Annotated in this window: 18 protein-coding genes and 1 tRNA gene; 4 read left to right on the forward strand and 15 right to left on the reverse strand. The window is 60.6% G+C overall.

What is annotated here, in order from left to right:
* Positions 1–187: 187 nt before the first annotated feature.
* The 3 genes from J0F90_RS08810 to J0F90_RS08820 form a co-directional block, all read right to left on the reverse strand.
* Positions 188–502 (reverse strand): hypothetical protein, encoded by a 315-nt coding sequence (locus J0F90_RS08810; protein WP_016928271.1) that lies wholly within the window; start codon positions 500–502, stop codon positions 188–190.
* A gap of 236 nt (positions 503–738) precedes the next feature.
* Positions 739–1,338 (reverse strand): NAD(P)H:quinone oxidoreductase, encoded by a 600-nt coding sequence (gene wrbA / locus J0F90_RS08815; protein WP_004928045.1) that lies wholly within the window; start codon positions 1,336–1,338, stop codon positions 739–741.
* A gap of 70 nt (positions 1,339–1,408) precedes the next feature.
* The gene (locus tag J0F90_RS08820; protein ID WP_033640782.1) at positions 1,409–2,026 is read right to left on the reverse strand and encodes a LysE family translocator; all 618 of its coding nucleotides are present in this window, start codon (positions 2,024–2,026) and stop codon (positions 1,409–1,411) included.
* 68 nt (positions 2,027–2,094) lie between these two features.
* Between J0F90_RS08820 and J0F90_RS08825 the strand changes: the two genes are divergently transcribed.
* Entirely contained in the window at positions 2,095–3,018 is a 924-nt protein-coding gene (locus J0F90_RS08825) for a LysR family transcriptional regulator (RefSeq protein ID WP_033640781.1), read from the forward strand.
* On the opposite strand, the gene J0F90_RS08830 is transcribed toward J0F90_RS08825, so the two are convergent.
* A complete protein-coding gene (locus J0F90_RS08830; RefSeq protein ID WP_033640780.1) occupies positions 3,002–3,469 on the reverse strand; it encodes a helix-turn-helix domain-containing protein in 468 nt (155 codons plus the stop codon). The genes J0F90_RS08825 and J0F90_RS08830 overlap by 17 nt on opposite strands.
* 117 nt (positions 3,470–3,586) lie before the next feature.
* Entirely contained in the window at positions 3,587–4,162 is a 576-nt protein-coding gene (locus J0F90_RS08835) for a helix-turn-helix domain-containing protein (protein ID WP_015377381.1), read from the reverse strand.
* A 67-nt stretch (positions 4,163–4,229) separates the two neighbouring features.
* Between J0F90_RS08835 and J0F90_RS08840 the strand changes: the two genes are divergently transcribed.
* A complete protein-coding gene (locus J0F90_RS08840) occupies positions 4,230–5,153 on the forward strand; it encodes a DMT family transporter (RefSeq protein ID WP_033640779.1) in 924 nt (307 codons plus the stop codon).
* Positions 5,154–5,201: 48 nt separating this feature from the next.
* Here the strand turns inward: J0F90_RS08840 and cycA are convergent, their stop codons facing one another.
* Positions 5,202–6,602, reverse strand: coding sequence for a D-serine/D-alanine/glycine transporter (cycA, locus tag J0F90_RS08845; protein ID WP_028128006.1), 1,401 nt, complete (start codon positions 6,600–6,602; stop codon positions 5,202–5,204).
* Between the two features lie 349 nt (positions 6,603–6,951).
* On the opposite strand from cycA, the gene J0F90_RS08850 reads away from it, so the two are divergent.
* A tRNA-Lys gene (locus J0F90_RS08850) sits at positions 6,952–7,027 on the forward strand.
* A gap of 215 nt (positions 7,028–7,242) precedes the next feature.
* On the opposite strand, the gene J0F90_RS08855 is transcribed toward J0F90_RS08850, so the two are convergent.
* Together J0F90_RS08855 and J0F90_RS08860 are read right to left on the reverse strand one after the other, a co-directional pair.
* Complete coding sequence (locus J0F90_RS08855) at positions 7,243–7,752, reverse strand: DedA family protein (RefSeq protein ID WP_033640778.1); 510 nt, start codon at positions 7,750–7,752, stop codon at positions 7,243–7,245.
* A 74-nt stretch (positions 7,753–7,826) separates the two neighbouring features.
* Complete coding sequence (locus tag J0F90_RS08860) at positions 7,827–9,065, reverse strand: MFS transporter (RefSeq protein ID WP_261313350.1); 1,239 nt, start codon at positions 9,063–9,065, stop codon at positions 7,827–7,829.
* 451 nt (positions 9,066–9,516) lie between these two features.
* Between J0F90_RS08860 and J0F90_RS08865 the strand changes: the two genes are divergently transcribed.
* Positions 9,517–9,819: a putative quinol monooxygenase gene (locus J0F90_RS08865; RefSeq protein WP_033641447.1), complete on the forward strand. Its 303-nt coding sequence runs from the start codon at positions 9,517–9,519 to the stop codon at positions 9,817–9,819.
* Between the two features lie 110 nt (positions 9,820–9,929).
* Here J0F90_RS08865 and J0F90_RS08870 read toward each other — a convergent pair whose 3' ends face one another.
* The 7 genes from J0F90_RS08870 to J0F90_RS08900 form a co-directional block, all read right to left on the reverse strand.
* Complete coding sequence (locus tag J0F90_RS08870; protein WP_033641446.1) at positions 9,930–10,490, reverse strand: hypothetical protein; 561 nt, start codon at positions 10,488–10,490, stop codon at positions 9,930–9,932.
* The gene (locus tag J0F90_RS08875) at positions 10,474–11,040 is read right to left on the reverse strand and encodes a GNAT family N-acetyltransferase (RefSeq protein ID WP_033640776.1); all 567 of its coding nucleotides are present in this window, start codon (positions 11,038–11,040) and stop codon (positions 10,474–10,476) included. The genes J0F90_RS08870 and J0F90_RS08875 overlap by 17 nt, the downstream gene beginning before the upstream one ends.
* 123 nt (positions 11,041–11,163) lie before the next feature.
* A complete protein-coding gene (locus tag J0F90_RS08880) occupies positions 11,164–11,883 on the reverse strand; it encodes an enoyl-CoA hydratase-related protein (protein WP_033640775.1) in 720 nt (239 codons plus the stop codon).
* Entirely contained in the window at positions 11,876–13,048 is a 1,173-nt protein-coding gene (locus tag J0F90_RS08885; protein WP_033640774.1) for an MFS transporter, read from the reverse strand. Before J0F90_RS08885 ends, J0F90_RS08880 begins: the two co-directional genes overlap by 8 nt.
* The gene (gene hemA / locus J0F90_RS08890; protein ID WP_015377390.1) at positions 13,045–14,256 is read right to left on the reverse strand and encodes a 5-aminolevulinate synthase; all 1,212 of its coding nucleotides are present in this window, start codon (positions 14,254–14,256) and stop codon (positions 13,045–13,047) included. Before hemA ends, J0F90_RS08885 begins: the two co-directional genes overlap by 4 nt.
* A 15-nt stretch (positions 14,257–14,271) precedes the next feature.
* The gene (locus J0F90_RS08895) at positions 14,272–15,483 is read right to left on the reverse strand and encodes an acetyl-CoA C-acyltransferase (RefSeq protein ID WP_033640773.1); all 1,212 of its coding nucleotides are present in this window, start codon (positions 15,481–15,483) and stop codon (positions 14,272–14,274) included.
* Between the two features lie 9 nt (positions 15,484–15,492).
* On the reverse strand, positions 15,493–17,022 hold the full coding sequence (locus J0F90_RS08900) for a 3-hydroxyacyl-CoA dehydrogenase NAD-binding domain-containing protein (RefSeq protein WP_028128009.1): 1,530 nt from the start codon (positions 17,020–17,022) through the stop codon (positions 15,493–15,495).
* Between the last annotated feature and the right edge of the window lie 144 nt (positions 17,023–17,166).

The raw sequence follows: 17,166 nt of genomic DNA on the forward strand, positions 1-17,166 counted from the left end.
CATATCCTCAATAAGTCAAAAAAAATACTGTATATATTTACAGTAAATTAAACTTATCGCAGTGAAACGAATACAACAATGCAACATATTCATGTTGTGAATGTGTCAGTCATGGTACAGCCACGCCGCACGTGAAATGCGGCGGAAATAAAAACGGCGTCCAACAGACGCCGTTTCAAAGGGGGGATTATTCCAGCAGGTCGTTGACCGTGCGGCGAACGTAATGCGTCATCTGCGCCAGATCGTCCGGTGATACCGGGCCGCCGCCGGCGCGCACCACCTGCTGTTCGATCTGGGCGATTTCCTGCTCGACCTTGTTGGCGATCTGCACTTTGACTATTTTGTCCACCGAAGACAGCAGCACCTTCAAGACGACTTTCAGCGCGATGTTTTCGCAGAACGAGTCGTAGTGATGAACCGGCGGCGGCGGGGCCGGAGCCGGCTCGGGCGCGCGCGGAGCCAGAGCCTTGAAGCTGTCTACATTTTCAATAATAAGATCCATGTCTCTTATTAGTTCATCAAAATCTTTAGACACTGACTTATTCCCTTCGCTGTGCGCAAAAAACAGAACGCCCGTCCTCGGGCTGAAAGCGGATGAGCGACGGGCAGAACGAATTCGGGCCTGGCCTTCAGACGCTGAATGGCCGGGGGAGGGGCATTCTAACCTTGCGGCAGGTCGGCAACAAGATGGGGGCCGTGCGAATGCGCGGCCCTTTGGATCACGAGGCTGGAGGGCGCTTAACTTTTCAGCTTGGCGGTGATTTTGGCCACGTGTTCGCCCTGATAACGGGCAATGGTCAGCTCTTCGTTGCTCGGCTGCCGCGAGCCGTCGGCGCCGGCGATGGTGGTGGCGCCATACGGAGTACCGCCGCGCACCTGTGAAACGTCAAACAGCTCCTGCGTCGCATAGCCGATCGGCACGATGATGAAACCGTGGTGCGCCAGCGTGGTCCAGGTCGAACTGATGGTCTGTTCCTGGCCACCGCCGGTGCCGGTGGAGGAGAAGACGCTGCCTACCTTGCCATACAGCGCGCCGGAAGCCCACAGGCCGCCGGTCTGATCGAGGAAGGTGCGCATTTGCCCGGCCATATTGCCGAAGCGGGTCGGCGTACCGAAGATGATGCCGTCATAGTCCGCCAGCTCTTGCGGGGTGGCGACCGGCGCCTGTTGATGTTGTTTGCCCCCGGCCTTGGCGAAGGCCTCCGGCGTCATGGTTTCCGGCACGCGTTTAATCGTCACGTCCACGTTATCGACCCGATTCGCCCCTTCGGCCACCGCCTGCGCCAAGCGTTCGATGTGGCCGTACATTGAGTAATAAAGCACCAACAGTTTCGTCATGTTCCGTACTCCCGCTCAGATGATTAACAAAAACCCCTGATAAGCATAGAAGCGAATGGCGAACTTGGCGTTACTTGATGCCGGCGATCGCCAGCAGGGCGCCAAAGGCGATCAGCAGCCCACCAAAGGTGCGGTCGATGCCGCGGCGCAAACGCAAAAAGCGCGCATTGACGCCCGGTGCGGAAAATAGCAGCGCGACGGCGGCAAACCAGAAGATATGGACGGCGGCGATAAAAAGACCATAGCCGATTTGCACGCCGAGCGGGGTGTGCGGAGAAACCACCTGCATGAACAGGCTGACGATGAAGATAGTGGTTTTCGGGTTTAACGCGTTGGTGAAAAAACCGGTTTTCAAGGCGGCGAAATCGCTGATGGCGGCCGGCGCTGTGCTGGGGGCTGCGTCATGATGCGCCGCGTTGCGCAGCAGCGTAACGCCGAGGTAGATCAGGTAGGCGGCGCCGATGGCTTTAAGCAGGTTAAACAACCAGGGCGACTGTTGAATCAATACGCCGACGCCAATCAGCGTATAGCTGACATGGACCAGCACCCCGGCGCCAATGCCGCAGGCGGTCAAGACGCCGGCGCGGCGCGAAAGCAACAGGCTATTGCGTGAGACCATGGCAAAGTCCGGCCCCGGGCTTATCACGGCGAGTAAAGTAATGGTGACGACAGCGATGAGTTCAGTCATAGTTATCCTTGCGGTGTTTATCAATAGAGTGACTGATTTATAAGAGTAATTTTTCTCGGTGACAAACGATGAATAGTGACAATATCGGTGAGAAAAACTCACGCAAAACCGGCAGGCCGTTGCCGTTGGGCGGGCTGCGCTGCTTCGAGGCCGCCGCGCGGCTGGAAAGTTTTACGCAGGCGGCGCAGGGGCTGAATTTGACGCATGGCGCCGTCAGCCGGGCGGTGCGGGCGCTGGAAGAGGAACTGGGCGTGGCGTTGTTTGAGCGCCGCCATCGGCGGGTACTGCTCACGGCGGCGGGCCGCAAGCTGTTTCAGGCGACGCAGCAGGCCTTCGGCATTCTGGATCATACCGCGCTGGAACTGCGTCAGCAGGCGCTCGACGCGCCGCTGGTCTTGTCCTGCGAACCGACCTTATTGATGCGTTGGCTGATCCCGCGCCTGCCGGCTTTTCAGCAGGCGCACCCGGATATCAACTTACAACTGGTGGCCGGTGGCGGGCCGTTTTCGTTCCATGACGGCATTACGGCGGCGATCAGGCGCAATGACTTCGATTGGGGAAAGCAGGTGCATAGCCTGGCGCTGTTCAGTGAAAAGGTTGGGCCGGTGTGCCAACCCGAGGCATTGGCAAGGATGACGATCGCCAAGGGCAGCCTGCGGAGTTTGCGGCCCGGCACTAAACTGCTGCATTCTGCCACCCGGCCGGATGCCTGGCGGCACTGGGCGCAGCAGCAGGGGATGACGTTGGCAGGGCATTCGGAGCAGCGCTTTGATCATTTCTATTTCAGCCTGCAGGCGGCGGTCGCCGGTCTTGGCATCGCGATCGGCCCGTGGTTGCAAGTGCGAGACGATCTGGCCGCCGGTTTGTTGAGCGCGCCGTTCGGTTTTACGCCCGACGGCAGCGGCTATTACCTGCTGTCGCCGCAGGCGATCGTGCCGGGCAGCGCGTTGGCCCGGCTGGCCGAGTGGCTAACGCTCACGGCAGACGCCTGAGTTTTTGCGCCAGCCGCTGTTCCTGCCAGCGGCTGAAGACGTTGCGCAGCAGCAGAGTGCGCACCGCCCGCATGACCAGCGCGAGGCTCATGCCGCCGATCGCCCACAGCGACCAGAGATAGTGCGGGTGGGTAAACCAATTGATGGCGAACAACATCACGCCAATCACGGCGAAACGCACCGCCATGCTCAGCAGTTTGCCTTCTGCCGCGACCTGGCGACGAAGGCGCTGTTCGTCAGGCGCCTCCTCTATTGTCTGTTGCGGCTGTGCGTTGAGATCGCGGACCTGCACGCCCAGCGCGGCGGCGATCGCGGTCAAGGTTTCCAGGCTGGCCTGTTCGCCGTTTTCAATCCGCTGTACGGTGCGGGTGCTGAGGCCGGCGATGGTCGCCAACTGTTCCTGCGACCAGCCTTTCTCCAGACGTAACGGCCTGATGCGGTACTTTTGCATGATGCACTCCCGAGTTCGCTGTCACTGTCATCCAGTGTAGGAGGCGCGGGGAGGCGGCGCCACGACAGCGGCACGACAGCGACATGACATCCGCCGCCGGCGCGGGCCGGCGGGCAGTCAGAAGGCGACGTTGCGGATAAAGCGCAGCGGGAGGTCACCGTGGTTGGCGTAAGCGTAACGTTGATCGCTGTTGAAGGTTTGCGCGGCGCCGGCGCTGAGCGTCAGCGTGCCTTGTTCCAGTTCCAACGTCAGGGTGCCGGCAATCACGTAGATCATTTCACTCCAGCCTTCGGCGTCCGGCGCCGAGTCATAGCGCTCACCCGGCATCAGCGTCCATTCCCACAGCTCGGCCCGTTGGCGCGCCGGCACGCTGGCGGCGAACAGCGCCTGGCTGCCCGGCTGTGCGCCTTGCCAGGCCAACTCGCCCACCAGATGGCTGCCGCGAGCCTCCGGCGCCTGAATCAGATCGGTAAAGGAAATCGCCAGGGCGGCGGCGATCTTGTCGAGCACCGCCAGGCTGACGTTGCGATCGCCGGCCTCGATGCCCGCCAGCATGCGGCGGCTGACGCCGGAAAGCTCGGCCAGCGCCATCTGGCTCAGGCCCGCCTGTTGGCGGTAGCCGCGCAGATTGCTGCTCAGGTACTGCAGCACTTTGGGGGGATCGGTTTTCGCGTTATGCGCCGTATTGCTCATCGCCGGACTTTATCTCATACTGGCAGGATCTGTGCATTATATTGCACTCAGCAGGAAGGGCAAGCCGGTGTCAGCAGCAAAAAAATCCTTTATTTCCGCCGTGGTTCCGCAGATCAGGCTGCCGGAAGCGGTGTTGATTTTCATCACGATGATCTGGGGCGGCACCTTTTTGGCGGTGCATCACGCGATGCAAGTCAGCGGGCCGTTCTTTTTTGTCGGCCTGCGTTTCGCCACCGCCACGCTGGCGTTGACGTTGTTTTCGCTGCGCGTGCTGCGCGGCCTGACCCTGTATGAACTGAAGGCGGGCGTCCTGATCGGGCTGGCGATCATGTTCGGCTACAGCATGCAAACCGTCGGTCTGCAGACGATTAGCAGCAGCCAATCGGCGTTCATCACCGCCATGTACGTGCCGATCGTGCCGCTGTTGCAATGGCTGGTGCTGGGGCGCTTCCCCGGCATCATGTCGTGGATCGGCATTCTGCTGGCCTTTACCGGCCTGATGCTGCTGGCGGCGCCGAGCAGCACCGACATGACGCTGAGCCTCGGCGAAATGCTGACGCTGGCCGGCACGCTGGGCATGGCGGCAGAGATCATCCTCATCGGCGCTTTCGCCGGCAAGGTGAATATCCGCCGCGTGACCATAGTACAGCTGGCGACCGCCTCGCTGGCCTCGTTTTTGATGATGGTGCCGACCGGCGAGCCGCCGCCGCCGTATTCGGATTACCTGCTGTACAGCGCCATAGGGCTGGGGCTGGCCAGCGCGTTGATTCAGCTGACCATGAACTGGGCGCAGCGCAGCGTTTCACCCACGCGCGCTACGGTGATCTACGCCGGTGAACCGGTCTGGGCGGGCATCGTCGGGCGGCTCGCCGGTGAGCGTTTACCGGGCGTGGCGTTATTGGGGGGCGCGTTGATCGTGATTGGGGTGGTGGTCAGCGAGCTGCGCGTGCGGCGCAAGGATAAAGCGGCGGTGGCGACGGAAGCGGATTAGCGCAGAGGCATAAAAAGAAAGGGGCGGAGAGATCCGCCCCTTTTTGCATCACGCGGTTTTCTTCTTGCGCAGGAACACGTAAGACAGGCCGAGCACGATGAACCACAGCGGGGTGACGATCAACGCCTGGCGGGTGTCTTCGCGCAGCGACAGCAGCACCAGCACGAACACGAAGAACGCCATGCACACCCAGCACATCAGTTTGCCGGCAGGCATCTTGTAGATCGATTTCTGGTGCAGCGCCGGGCGCCGTTTACGGTAGACCAGGTACGAGCACAGGATGATGGTCCAGACGAACATGAACAGAATCGCCGATACGGTGGTCACCAGAGTGAAGACCGTCATCACGTTCGGGATCAGGTAAATCAACACCACGCCGCCCAGCAGGCAGATGCAGGAGAAGGTGAGGCCGTTGGCCGGCACCGCGCGCTTGGACAGGTTAGCGAACGATTTTGGCGCGTCGCCTTCCTGCGCCAGCCCGAACAGCATGCGGCTGGTGGAGAACACGCCGCTGTTGGCGGAAGAGGCGGCGGAGGTCAGCACCACGAAGTTGATTACGCTGGCCGCGGCCGGCAGGCCGATCAGCACGAACAGCTCAACGAACGGGCTCTTGTCAGGCACCACGGAGTTCCACGGCGTTACCGACATGATGACGATCAGGGCGAACACGTAGAACATGATGATGCGGATCGGAATCGAGTTGATGGCGCGCGGCAGCGACTTCTCCGGATCCTTGGTTTCCGCGGCGGTGGTGCCCACCAGCTCAATGCCGACGAAGGCGAATACCGCGATCTGGAAGCCGGCGAAGAAGCCGCTGATGCCTTTCGGGAACATGCCGCCGTCATTCCACAGATGGGTGAATGAGGCCACGGTGCCGGTCGGCGACTGGAACTGCATGGCGATCATCACCAGCCCGGCGACAATCAGCCCGACGATGGCGACGATTTTAATCATCGCAAACCAAAACTCCATTTCGCCGAACATTTTCACCGTCGCCAGATTAAGGCCGAGCAGCAACAGCACGCACAGCAGTGAAGCGATCCACTGCGACAGCTCGGGGAACCAGAACTGGGCGTAGGCGGTGATCGCCACGACGTCGGCGATGCCGGTGACCACCCAGCAGAACCAGTAGGTCCAGCCGGTGAAGAAACCGGCCCACGGGCCGAGCAGATCCGCGGCGAAATCGCTGAACGATTTGTATTCCAGATTGGACAGCAGCAGCTCGCCCATGGCGCGCATCACGAAGAACAGCATAAAGCCGATGATCATGTACACGAAGATGATCGAAGGGCCGGCCAGGCTGATGGTTTTACCGGAGCCCATAAACAGACCGGTGCCGATGGCGCCGCCGATGGCGATCAGTTGAATATGTCGGTTAGTGAGGTTTCGCCGTAGATGATCTTCTGAAGCGGGCGTCGCGTCAGTCGCTATTTTAGAGTGATCTACCATCTGATGATGTCCTGTTTTACCTGTCATTAGTGAAGTCGTGAGCTCTGAAGTGGCTCTTTTTTATACATTTATCCGGTTGGTCCGGCTTTAGTAAGGTAGTGCAATAACGCCACCTTTGTGCAACATGTTTACAACATTTATACGTGGGATAAAAGTCGATCAATCTTTACACGGAGGAGGCAAATCGGACGTTCAGGGAGCGGAAGATTACTCTTCAAAAGATGGGATTAACAGACCTTATGCGGCTTATCTCGTTGATTAAACAAAGGGTTGTAAAATTCGCATGAGAAAAAGTAATGAGTGGAAGCGTTTGACAGCGGCACTGACGAGGAGGGCAACTTACCGCGTTGGGTCATTAGCTCAGTCGGTAGAGCAGTTGACGCTTAATCAATGAGGCACAGGTTCGAACCCTGTACCACCCACCAACCAAATCAGCGTGTTACGCTCAGGCTTTTCTTTGCTTGTTCCCTCATTGCGCCGTTTTAAGCGCGCTTTTTGCAAAAAAATTCGCATTTTTCGACTGATGTTCAGAAAGGTGATCTGGCGCAAATTGCGGTGTCGCACCGCAGTTTATACGGCAAGAGAGGCTGTGCGCTGGCGCAATGTCGGCGTAGGGGCGAGCCATTTGCCCAAGAATCTTTCAGGTCAAGAAGCGGGGGAATAAATGCGCCGCCGACATCAAAAGCAGCGCCCAGACGGCGGCCGAGAGCGCGGCGGTGGTATAGACGCGCCGCGCCGGCAGTTGCAGCATGCCGGCCATCAGCGGCACGGTGTAACGCATCACCGCCAGAAAACGCGAGGCGAACAGCAGCGGTAGTCCGCGCTTTTGCAAGGAACGTTGCGCTTTGCGCAGCGGGGCGTGAAAGCGTGCCGGCAGCCGGCAGCCAAGATCGCGGCCGTGCAGCCGTGCGCCACAGTGGAAAGACAGGATCGAGCCCAACGCGGCGCCGAGGGCGATGGCAGCCCAAACCGCGCCGAAGGGCAGCGCGTGCTTGCCTGCAACGATGCCCATCAGCAGCGTCACCGAGGCGGGCGGCAGGGCGGAAGACACCACGATCACGGATTTTCCCAGCGCGAACAGGAAAATCAGCAGCAGCAACATCCCCGGTTCCGGACTGTATTTGGCGATAATGTGCGTCAATTCATCCATTTAACACCTGCGGGCGAGAGGGCTGAGAGCCAGTGTCCCATCCGCAGGTTCAATAAGGGTTAAATAACGCGCCGCTATCCGGCAATCTCCGCGTCTTGCTTGCTCACGTCGGCGCGCCGGTTTCTGAGCGCCCACAACAGCGTGGCGCACAGCAGCGAAAAGGCGGCCAGCACCAATGGCCCGGCATGCGGGCTGTGAAAACGCTGTTCCGCCTCCGTGCGGATCAGCGGGGCTAAAAAGCTGAATGCGGCGCCGAGCGTGGTGCAAAAACCGATGCCGGCCGCCAGCGCCGGGCCGGTGAGCACCTGCGCGGGAAACGTCCAGAAAATCGGCTGCACCGCCAGGAAACTGACTGCGCAGCAGCTCAGGGCGACGATGGCGAGCAGAGGGCCGGCATAGGAAGACACCACCAACCCCAGCGCCGCGGCGACCATGCACCCGACGGCGATCGGTAATCTTCTGGCGGTGTTTCTGTCGGCATAGCGCGGCAGGAAATAGACGCCCAGTGCGGAGAACGCCCAGGGGATGGCGGCCACCAGCGAGGCCTTGAAGCCGAGATGGGTGCCCATCAGTGAAGCGACCTGCGACGGCAGGAAAAACATCAGGCCGTATACGCCAATCTGCAGGGTGCCGTAGATCAACGCCAGATGCCAAACGGTGCCGCTGCTCATCGCCGCTTTGACGCTGCTGGTTTCGGTCTGCTGCTGTTCATCGGCCAATTGTGTCACCAGCGCCGTGCGTTCTTCCTCGGTCAGAAAGCGGGCCTGCCGTGGGTTATCGTCGAGATAGAAAAAGGCGAAGACGCCGAGGGCGACGGCCGGCAGCCCTTCCAGCACGAACATCCAGAACCAGCCGGGTTTACCCAACACGCCGTGCATCTCCAGCAATGCCCCCGACAGCGGTGAGCCGAGCGTCAGGGCCGCCGGCACGCCAAGCACGAAAATGCCAATAACCGAGGCGCGCACCTTATTGGGAAAATAGATCGACGCCAGCAGCAGGATGCCGGGGTAAAAGCCGGCTTCGGCGATCCCCAGCAGAAACCGCAGAACGATAAATTGCTGTTCATTGGTCACCAGCCCGGTGCAGGCTGACAGCGCCCCCCACAGCGCGGTGGTGGCGCTGAGCCAGCGTTTGGCCCCCCAGCGGTTCATCAGCAGGTTGGCCGGGATGCCAAACAGCGCATAGGCGGCAAAAAATATTCCGGCGCCCAGTGCAAAGGCGGATTGCGACAGTGCGATATCGATGGCCATCGCGTCCTTGGCAAAGCCGACGTTAACCCTATCGATAAACGCGATGAAGTACATGGCGAACATCAAGGGCACCAGTCTGCGCCAGGTTTTGCGAATGGCGGCGTTGAGCGCAGGAACGGCATAGGTGGCGTGATTCACTGGCGGTAACCTCTCTTCTGAGAATGACAAGCGTCGGTCATAAGGACCGTCCTGGCGCCGTTGCCCTCAACACGACGGTAACAGCGGACTTTCTTCGTGAGCCTTAAAGGTCTAATGGTCAGGCCTTTAAGGATGAAAAAAATGCCGCATATCGGGTCGGCAGGTTAATGCAGACATCACCATGGTGAATGGTGTGTTGCTTTTTTGTTAATCAGACGTTCACACAGGGCCAGGGCGCGTTCAAGCGCTTTGATCGAGATCTGTGTGCGCTATCACCGAATTGGCAACCCGGCGATAGACCTGGAGTATGGCGCTTTCATCTCGGGAGTGAGGGCGATAAGGTGAGGCACGGCAAAACAGAATGCAGGAGCGCAACATGCTGAAGGTCATCGCTGAAGATTTTATCCACCCGGAACACGTTGACACCGTTATGCCGTGGTATCGCGAGCTGGTGGAGAAAACCCGTCAAGAGCCGCTGAACATCAGTTATGAACTGTGCATCGACCAGCAGGATCCCGGGCATTTTATTTTTATCGAAAGCTGGCCGGATCGCGCCGCCCTGGACGCGCATTGTCAGACCGAGCATTTCACCCGGCTGGTGCCGCAGATCAATCAGTATCAACGCAAGCCTTGCACCTTCCTGTTTATGCAGGCATTTCCTGAAACAGGTGATAAATAGGCGAAAAAATCCCCGCAGGGGGCGGGGTTAATGGCTTCTCACACTATCTTGTTGTGATTAAAAAATAGGCTGATAATGATTTTCATTCTCTAAGAATGCTCTTAAATTAATCAATCCGGTGAATGATTCACCGCCTGCTTTTCGCTGGCGGTTTTAATGGCGCGCAACATACGGCGCCGTATCAACCCGCTCACCAGGCGAATAGCATACCAATAGGGGGTAAACCGCCGCCGGCTGGCGTCGTCGGGGCAGAAGATGCGCGTTTCCGTCACCAGACGACAACGCCCGCCCTCTGGGGGACTCACGATATAACCCAGCGCCAGTTTGGCGACGCCGGGCTGCGCGAAAGCCAGAAACCCCGCCCCGTCGGCGACCTGCTCCAGGCCGTATTCAGCCTGCCAAAATCGGCCGATCAGGCCATAGACCAACGCGCTGTCATCCTGCTCAAGCAGGCAAAAGTTATGCAGGCCAAACGGCGGCGGGGTGGGCGTTCGGCGCGGCATTAGCCGCGCAGGCAATTCGCGCAGCGCTATCATGCTGCGGAAGAAACGATCGTGCTTGGGATCGTAGGCGGCCACGGCCGCCAGGATCCTCGCCTGCGGCGCGGCGATGGCGATCGCATGCCGTTCCGAGAACTGGTATTGCCCAAGGTATTTATTCAGCAACGTCATGCCTTGCATTCTCCCGCCATTCACTTTGCAGCAGGGCGAAACCGAATTCGTCGCCCCATGCGCCTTTGAAAAACACGTTTTGCCGCCAATAGGCCTCGCGCCGAAAACCCAGTTTGCTGAACAGCGTGGCGGCGGCAAGATTACGCGCGTCCACCACCGCAGTAATACGGTGCTTCGCCAGCGGCCCGAACAGCAGAGCGATGACGGCGGTCATCGCTTCGCGCGCCAGTCCTTGACGCTGGTGACTGGGCGCGAAGGTCACGCCCAGTTCAGCCTGGCGCCCCTCATCGAAGAAATGCACCGCGATATCGCCGAGCAACGCGCCGTCCTCGCGGCGTTCGACCGCCAGTTGAAACCAGCTGTCGTCACGGTTGAATTCGAGCCGCCGTTGCTGTGCGAAAAAGGCCTGTGCCTCGGCGGCGCTGTAGTCGCTCCAGCTTTGATAGCGCGCCACGTCAGGGTGGCTGCGGTAGGCGGTAAAGTGGGGCAGATCGTTGGCGGTGAACGGGCGCAGGATCAGTCTGGGGGTCAGCAGAGGCAAGTGGCGCATTGTTTTTCCTTATCAGCGCATTAGGGCTACCGGCAGTGTAGCCCAGCGCCGAGAGGCAGGCTGTGTAAAATGAGCGGTGGAGGACAAACGGGAAATGCCGGTTCAGGCGAACCGGCAGGGGCATTATCGACGGGCGGCAGCCTGACGCAGGCGCTCGACCGGGCCTTGTTGAAAATCGAATGAGGGGGCTTCTTGCCGCGCCAGCCCCTGGCGCACAATGGCCTTAACCGCCTGGCTGGCGGCAAGATCTTTTCCGGCGATCTGTTCGGCGATGCGCAGCGCCTCTTCCCGGGCCGCCCCCTCGCTGATGCGAGAAATGGCGCCGTGTGACAACGCTTCCTGTGCGCCGACGGTTCTGCCGGTCAGCAGCCAGTCGAGCGCGACATAGGGGGAAATACGCGCCGGCAAGCGCGCGCACCCGCCTTGTGCGGCGACTAACCCGAGCCCGGTTTCGGGGAAGCTGAAGCGCGCGTCCTGGCCGGCGACGATCAGATCGCACGCCAGGGCCAGCTCAAATCCGCCCCCGTACGCGATGCCGTCAACGGCGGCGATGATCACCTTGGCGATCTGTGCATGGATCAGCCCGCCAAACCCCTCCGGCGTGACGATGGGCAGTTCACCCTGATGAAAGGCGTTGATATCCATGCCGGCGGAAAATACCGCCGGTTGACCGGCCAGGACGATCGCTCGCACCGAGTCATCGTTATCCGCCTGCCGCAGGTAGGTGCGGATCAGCTCGGCCATCTGCAGGTTGATGGCGTTCTTTTTTTCCGGCCGATTGAGGGTGATGACCGCAACCTGCGCGCCATAACGTTCGTAAAGCACCGGCGGTGATTCACTCATCGCTGGCCTCCCCGCGGAAAAACAGCAGCGTCAGCAGCAGGGCGATGGCGCCGAGCGGCAGCGAAAACAGCGGCAGGTAATAGGCCGGCAGCGCGTAGATCGTCAGGCCGCCCAGCATGCCGCCCGCCGCGATGCCGGCGTACAGCACCGAGCTGTTGAGCGATACGGTCAGCGCGCCAAAGCGTTTCGATAGCGACAACAGGTGATGCTGGATCGGCACCAGATACATCCAGCCGGTGATGCCCCAGACCAGAAAGATGGCCAGCACCCACCAGGGGGAAGTGACATAGAAGGCCAGCAGAAACAGGGACAGCGTCTGGATCGCCACGGAAAACAGCAGCACGAACTTGCTGCCGAGGGCATCGGTTAACGCGCCGGAGGCAAAATTGCCGATCACCGCGCCAATGCCGAACACCAGCAGCGCGAGGGGCAGGATCGCCTGCGGGCCGAACTGGGTGTTTTTCAGCAACACGCTGACGTAGCTATAGACGATGTGTTCCGAGCAAACGGCAAAAAAGGTGATCAGCAGCGTGGTCAGCACCGCCTTTTGTCTCAGCGGGGCGAGCCGCTCTTTCAGCGAATGCTTGCCCGGAGGCGCAATGGCCCGCAGCGCCAGCGACAGGCCCAGCAGCGCAATCGCCCCCAGCAGGGCGATGAACAGGAAGATTTCACGCCAGCCGATCAGTTTGGCGAGAAAGGTGCCGAACGGAATACCGAGCGCAATAGCCAACGTCATGCCCCCATAGACGATGGAAATGGCCAGGCCGCGGCGTTTTTCCGCCACCAGCCCCACCGCGGCGGCGGCGGCCTGCGGCGTGTAACAGGCCGCCCCCAATGCCGCCAGCACTCTGCCGAACGAGATCTGCAGGTAGCTGGTGGCCCAGGCGCAGGCCAGGTTGCCGGCGATGAACAGCACCAGCGCCAACTGCAGGATATGCTTGCGGTTGACGTTGCCCAGCAGCCAGGCGGTGAGGGGGGCGAACAACATATAAGCCAGCGCGAATACCGATATCAATTGCCCCGCTTGCGCGGGGCTGACGGCAAAGGTATCGGAAATGTCGCTGAGCACGCCGGCGACGATAAAGGCGTCGGTGCCGATGGCGAAGGTACCGGTCGCCATCAGACAGAGCGTGATCAGATGGCCGTTATAATCCGCTAACTTCATCCCGCCCTCCGCAGATCGTTCGCCGCCCAGACTCGTCCCAGCGCCGCCAGGAAGGTCTCCACGTCGGCATGGGAGTGCGCCGAGGTCGGCGTCACCCGCAGCCGCTCGCTGCCTGCGGGCACCGTCGGGGCATTGACCGGTTGCACGTAAATATCGTGCTCATCGAGCAGCACTTTACTGATGTGTTTGTTGCGGTGCGGATCGCCGACCAGCAGCGGCAGGATATGGCTGTCAGCCGACACCAGCGGGATGCCGGCGGCGCGCAGGCCGGTTTTCAGGTGATCGACGATCGCCAGCAGGTGTTTGCGTTGGGTGTCATGCTCGAGGTTGTATTTAAAACTGGCCAGTGCGGCGGCCACCACCGGCGCCGGCGACGAGGTGCTGAAGACGAATGCCGGAGCCCAACTGCGCACGGCCTCCACCACTGAGCGGGGCGCGGCGATATAGCCGCCCGCCGCACCGTAAGATTTGCCGAACCCGCCCTGAATAATGGTGATTTTATCCAGCAGGCCCAGTTGTTCGGCGTAGCCCAGCCCCCGTTCGCCATAGACGCCGGCGGAGTGGATCTCGTCGAGATAGGTCAGCGCCTGATACTGCTCCGCCAGCGCCACGATCTGCGCCAGGGGGGCGAAGTCACCGTCCATGGAATACAGCGACTCGAAAGCGATCAGCTTTGGCCGCGCCGGATCGGCGGCCTGCAGCAGCTCGGCGAGGTGCGCCACGTCGTTATGGCGGAAGATTTTTTTCTCCGCCTTGCTGTAGCGTATCCCGTAAATCATCGAGGCGTGATTCAGCTCGTCGGAGAACACGATCAGATCGGGAATGGCGTCGCACAGGGTGGACAAGGTGGCGTCGTTGGCGCCGAAACCGGTGGTGAACAGCAGCGCCGACTCTTTGCCGTAGGCGCTGGCCAGCAGCGTTTCCAGCTCGCTGTGGTAGACCGAGGTGCCGGAAATGCTGCGGGCGCCGCAGGTGCCCAGCCCGACCCGGTTAACCGCGTCGGTGGTGGCCAGCAGCACTTTGGGGTGGTGGCTCATCGCCAGATAGTCGTTCGAGCACCAGACGTTGAGACGGCGCTCACCGTGATGGCCGTGGCTGGTGGCCCAGGGTTTGTCCTGCACGCCGCGTTCAAGGTTGAGGAACTCGCGAAAACGCCCCTGTTTTTTGGTTTCCGCCAGCTTTTCTTCAAGAATGTTCAGTACGCTCATCGTATGTTCCTTGTGTTAAACGGCTTTAAGGTTTAATGACAGCCCCTGACCGACGCCGACGCACATCGTCACCAATGCGTTGTTCGCCTGTTGGTCGCGTAATTCCAGCGCCGCCGACAGCACCAGGCGCGCGCCGGACATCCCCAGCGGATGACCGAGTGCGATGGCGCCGCCGTTCGGGTTGACCCGCGCGTCGTTGGCGCCGATACGCCAGTGTTTCAGCGCCGCCAGAACCTGTGAGGCGAACGCTTCGTTAATCTCGATGATGTCGAAGTCGTTCAAGGTGAAGCCGCCGCGCTGCAGCAAGCGCTCGGTGGAGGCGATCGGCCCCAGCCCCATCAGCGCCGGTTCAACGCCGGCGGCCGCGCTGTCGCCGATCTCCGCCAGCGGTTGCCACCCCTGGCGTTTCACGTAGCGGCCGGAGGCTAATAGCAGCGCGGCGGCGCCGTCGTTGATGCCGGAAGCGTTGCCTGCGGTGACCGAACCGCCGACGGAGAACGCCGGTTTCAGCGCCTGCAGCTGTTGCAGCGTGCTGAGCCGGGGGAATTCGTCCTGCGCGAATGTGCGGGTAGTTTTACGATCCGCCGGCACGTCCACGGGCGTGATTTCCCGCGCCAGCCGGCCGCTGTCGATCGCCCGGCGGGCTTTTTGCTGCGAGCCCAGCGCGAACAGATCCTGTTCCTCGCGTGAGATATGTTGCCGTTGGGCCACGTTTTCCGCCGTGATGCCCAGCGGATCGCTGCCGTAGCGCTGCGCCAGCCGCGGGTTAACAAAGCGCCACCCCAACGTGGTGTCGTACAGCTTTACCCCCTTGTCGAACGGCGTTTCGCCTTTGCTCAGCACATAGGGCGCGCGGCTCATGCTTTCCACACCGCCGGCCAGAATCAGTTCGCTGAGGCCGCTGCGGATTTTCGCCGCGGCGTAGATCACCGCATCCAACCCGGAGGCGCAAAGGCGGTTGAGGGTGATGGCCGGCACCGACGGATCCAACCCGGAAAGCAGCGTCGCCATGCGGGCGACGTTGCGGTTGTCTTCGCCGGACTGGTTGGCGCAGCCCAGAACCACTTCGTCCAGATCTGCTTCCGCCGCGGGATGGCGCTGCAGCAGGCCGCGAATGATCGTCGCCGCCATGTCGTCGGGACGGGTATGCGCCAGGCTGCCGCCATAGGCGCCGATCGCCGTGCGCGTGCCGTCGATCAGATAAACGCCGTCATCGTTAATGCTCATCATGGATCCTTAAGGCGTGGTCGTCAGCGCCGGTTGCGCGGCGTGCAGAAGGGTGTAATGCGGCGCATAGCGCGCCGCGTGCAGCAGCTGAGCCAGATTGCTCAGCGTTGTCCTGACGTTTTTCTCCCCCAGTTTGCCGAGCCAGTCGAAAATGCCGCCGGCGTAGTTAACGCCCGCGACGGCGGCGACATCGATGTCTTCCCGGCTGCAGACGCCGCTTTCCACCATGATCACCGACTCATTGATCAGGCTGCTGAGGACGCGGGCGACGATAAGCGCCGGAGAGTCCTTGATAAATTCAACCTGCGGGATTGCCGTGTGCAGCAGGCGTAAAAACAGCGCCTTATTGGCCGCAGAGGCGTGGCGGCTGTGCGCCGCCGCCAGATACGTCGTGTCGGCGTAGTTCAGGGCGACATCGACCACAAAGGCATCCGCTGCCGTCTGCTCGGCCAGTTGGCTCGCCGTGCGGCCATCGGTGATGCTGACGGTGAAAGCGTCATTGATCTGGACGGCCGACCCCAGCCCCGGTAATGCCGGCCGTTGTTCCACGCGCAGCTGTGGCCACTGAAGCGCGGCTCGCTGCTGTAACAGGGTAAAAAAAGGGTGCTCGCCGTAAACGCGCAGCGTCTCGACGTCTGCATTGCTGGCGGCCGTCACCGGCGGGGCGGTTTCTTCGGCGGCAAAATAGGAGCGGCCGTTCTTTTTCCCCAACAGACCGGCATCGACCAGTGAACGCTGCAGATGACCGGGGGTATAGCGCGGGTCGTATTGCATATCCTGCCAGATTTGCCGACTGACCTGATAGTTGATGTCTTGGCCGATAAAATCGGTCAGCTCGAGCGGCCCCATGCGGAAGCGCCCGCCGGCCTTGAGGGCGCGGTCGATCTGAGCCGCGCGCGCCACGTGTTCTTCCAACAGGCGGAACCCTTCCAGGTAGTAGGGGCGGGCCATGCGATTGACGATGAACCCCGGCGTGGCCTGGCAGACGACATCGTGTTTCCCCAACGCCGCCACCAGTTGGCGGCAGCGTTCGGTGGTGGCGTGCGCGGTAAAGTAGGCCGGAATGATTTCAATCAGCTTCATCAGCGGCGCGGGGTTGAAAAAATGCAAACCGATAAAGCGTTCGCTGTGCGTCACCGCAGTAGCCAGCTTGTTAAGCGACAGTGAGGAGGTATTGGTGGCGATCAGCGTGTCGGGCTTGACCACCGCGGCGATGGCCGCCAGCACCTCAAGTTTGGTTTGTTCTTGCTCGGCGATGGTTTCTATCACCAGCTCGCTGTCGGCGATGGCCTCAAACACTGAAGTGAACATTAGATTGGCCAGCACCGCGCCTTTATCCTGCAGCGCGATCTTGCCCTGTTCGACTTTCTTGTTCAGGTCTTGCGCGATATATTCGCGAGCCTGATTGAGGGTATTGCCGTTGCGATTATAAAGCACCGTGCGAATGCCTTTTTGCGCGAAAAGATAAGCGATGCCTCTGCCCATCGTTCCCGCGCCGATAATCGCAGCCGATTGAATTGCCGCATTACTTTCTGCCATAGAAAATCCCCGTCACTGTATGCCATGCGAAATTCGCAAATGCTTATTATCTCTTTGGATTTACGGCGGCACTGGGTGCCTGTCTGGAAAGTAATTGGTGGTGTCCTGGCTGTCTAACGGTAGAAATGACAGGTTTACGTGCCG

Source organism: Serratia marcescens subsp. marcescens ATCC 13880 (assembly GCF_017299535.1).
Lineage (GTDB): Bacteria > Pseudomonadota > Gammaproteobacteria > Enterobacterales > Enterobacteriaceae > Serratia > Serratia marcescens.

Bases quoted from the DNA above. Each gene is read 5' to 3' on its own strand.
- J0F90_RS08810 (WP_016928271.1), bottom strand. From the start codon at position 502: ATGGATCTTATTATTGAAAATGTAGACAGCTTCAAGGCTCTGGCTCCG.
- wrbA (WP_004928045.1), bottom strand. From the start codon at position 1,338: ATGACGAAACTGTTGGTGCTTTATTACTCAATGTACGGCCACATCGAA.
- J0F90_RS08820 (WP_033640782.1), bottom strand. From the start codon at position 2,026: ATGACTGAACTCATCGCTGTCGTCACCATTACTTTACTCGCCGTGATA.
- J0F90_RS08825 (WP_033640781.1), top strand. From the start codon at position 2,095: ATGAATAGTGACAATATCGGTGAGAAAAACTCACGCAAAACCGGCAGG.
- J0F90_RS08830 (WP_033640780.1), bottom strand. From the start codon at position 3,469: ATGCAAAAGTACCGCATCAGGCCGTTACGTCTGGAGAAAGGCTGGTCG.
- J0F90_RS08835 (WP_015377381.1), bottom strand. From the start codon at position 4,162: ATGAGCAATACGGCGCATAACGCGAAAACCGATCCCCCCAAAGTGCTG.
- cycA (WP_028128006.1), bottom strand. From the start codon at position 6,602: ATGGTAGATCACTCTAAAATAGCGACTGACGCGACGCCCGCTTCAGAA.
- J0F90_RS08855 (WP_033640778.1), bottom strand. From the start codon at position 7,752: ATGGATGAATTGACGCACATTATCGCCAAATACAGTCCGGAACCGGGG.
- J0F90_RS08860 (WP_261313350.1), bottom strand. From the start codon at position 9,065: ATGTTCGCCATGTACTTCATCGCGTTTATCGATAGGGTTAACGTCGGC.
- J0F90_RS08865 (WP_033641447.1), top strand. From the start codon at position 9,517: ATGCTGAAGGTCATCGCTGAAGATTTTATCCACCCGGAACACGTTGAC.
- J0F90_RS08870 (WP_033641446.1), bottom strand. From the start codon at position 10,490: ATGACGTTGCTGAATAAATACCTTGGGCAATACCAGTTCTCGGAACGG.
- J0F90_RS08875 (WP_033640776.1), bottom strand. From the start codon at position 11,040: ATGCGCCACTTGCCTCTGCTGACCCCCAGACTGATCCTGCGCCCGTTC.
- J0F90_RS08880 (WP_033640775.1), bottom strand. From the start codon at position 11,883: ATGAGTGAATCACCGCCGGTGCTTTACGAACGTTATGGCGCGCAGGTT.
- J0F90_RS08885 (WP_033640774.1), bottom strand. From the start codon at position 13,048: ATGAAGTTAGCGGATTATAACGGCCATCTGATCACGCTCTGTCTGATG.
- hemA (WP_015377390.1), bottom strand. From the start codon at position 14,256: ATGAGCGTACTGAACATTCTTGAAGAAAAGCTGGCGGAAACCAAAAAA.
- J0F90_RS08895 (WP_033640773.1), bottom strand. From the start codon at position 15,483: ATGAGCATTAACGATGACGGCGTTTATCTGATCGACGGCACGCGCACG.
- J0F90_RS08900 (WP_028128009.1), bottom strand. From the start codon at position 17,022: ATGGCAGAAAGTAATGCGGCAATTCAATCGGCTGCGATTATCGGCGCG.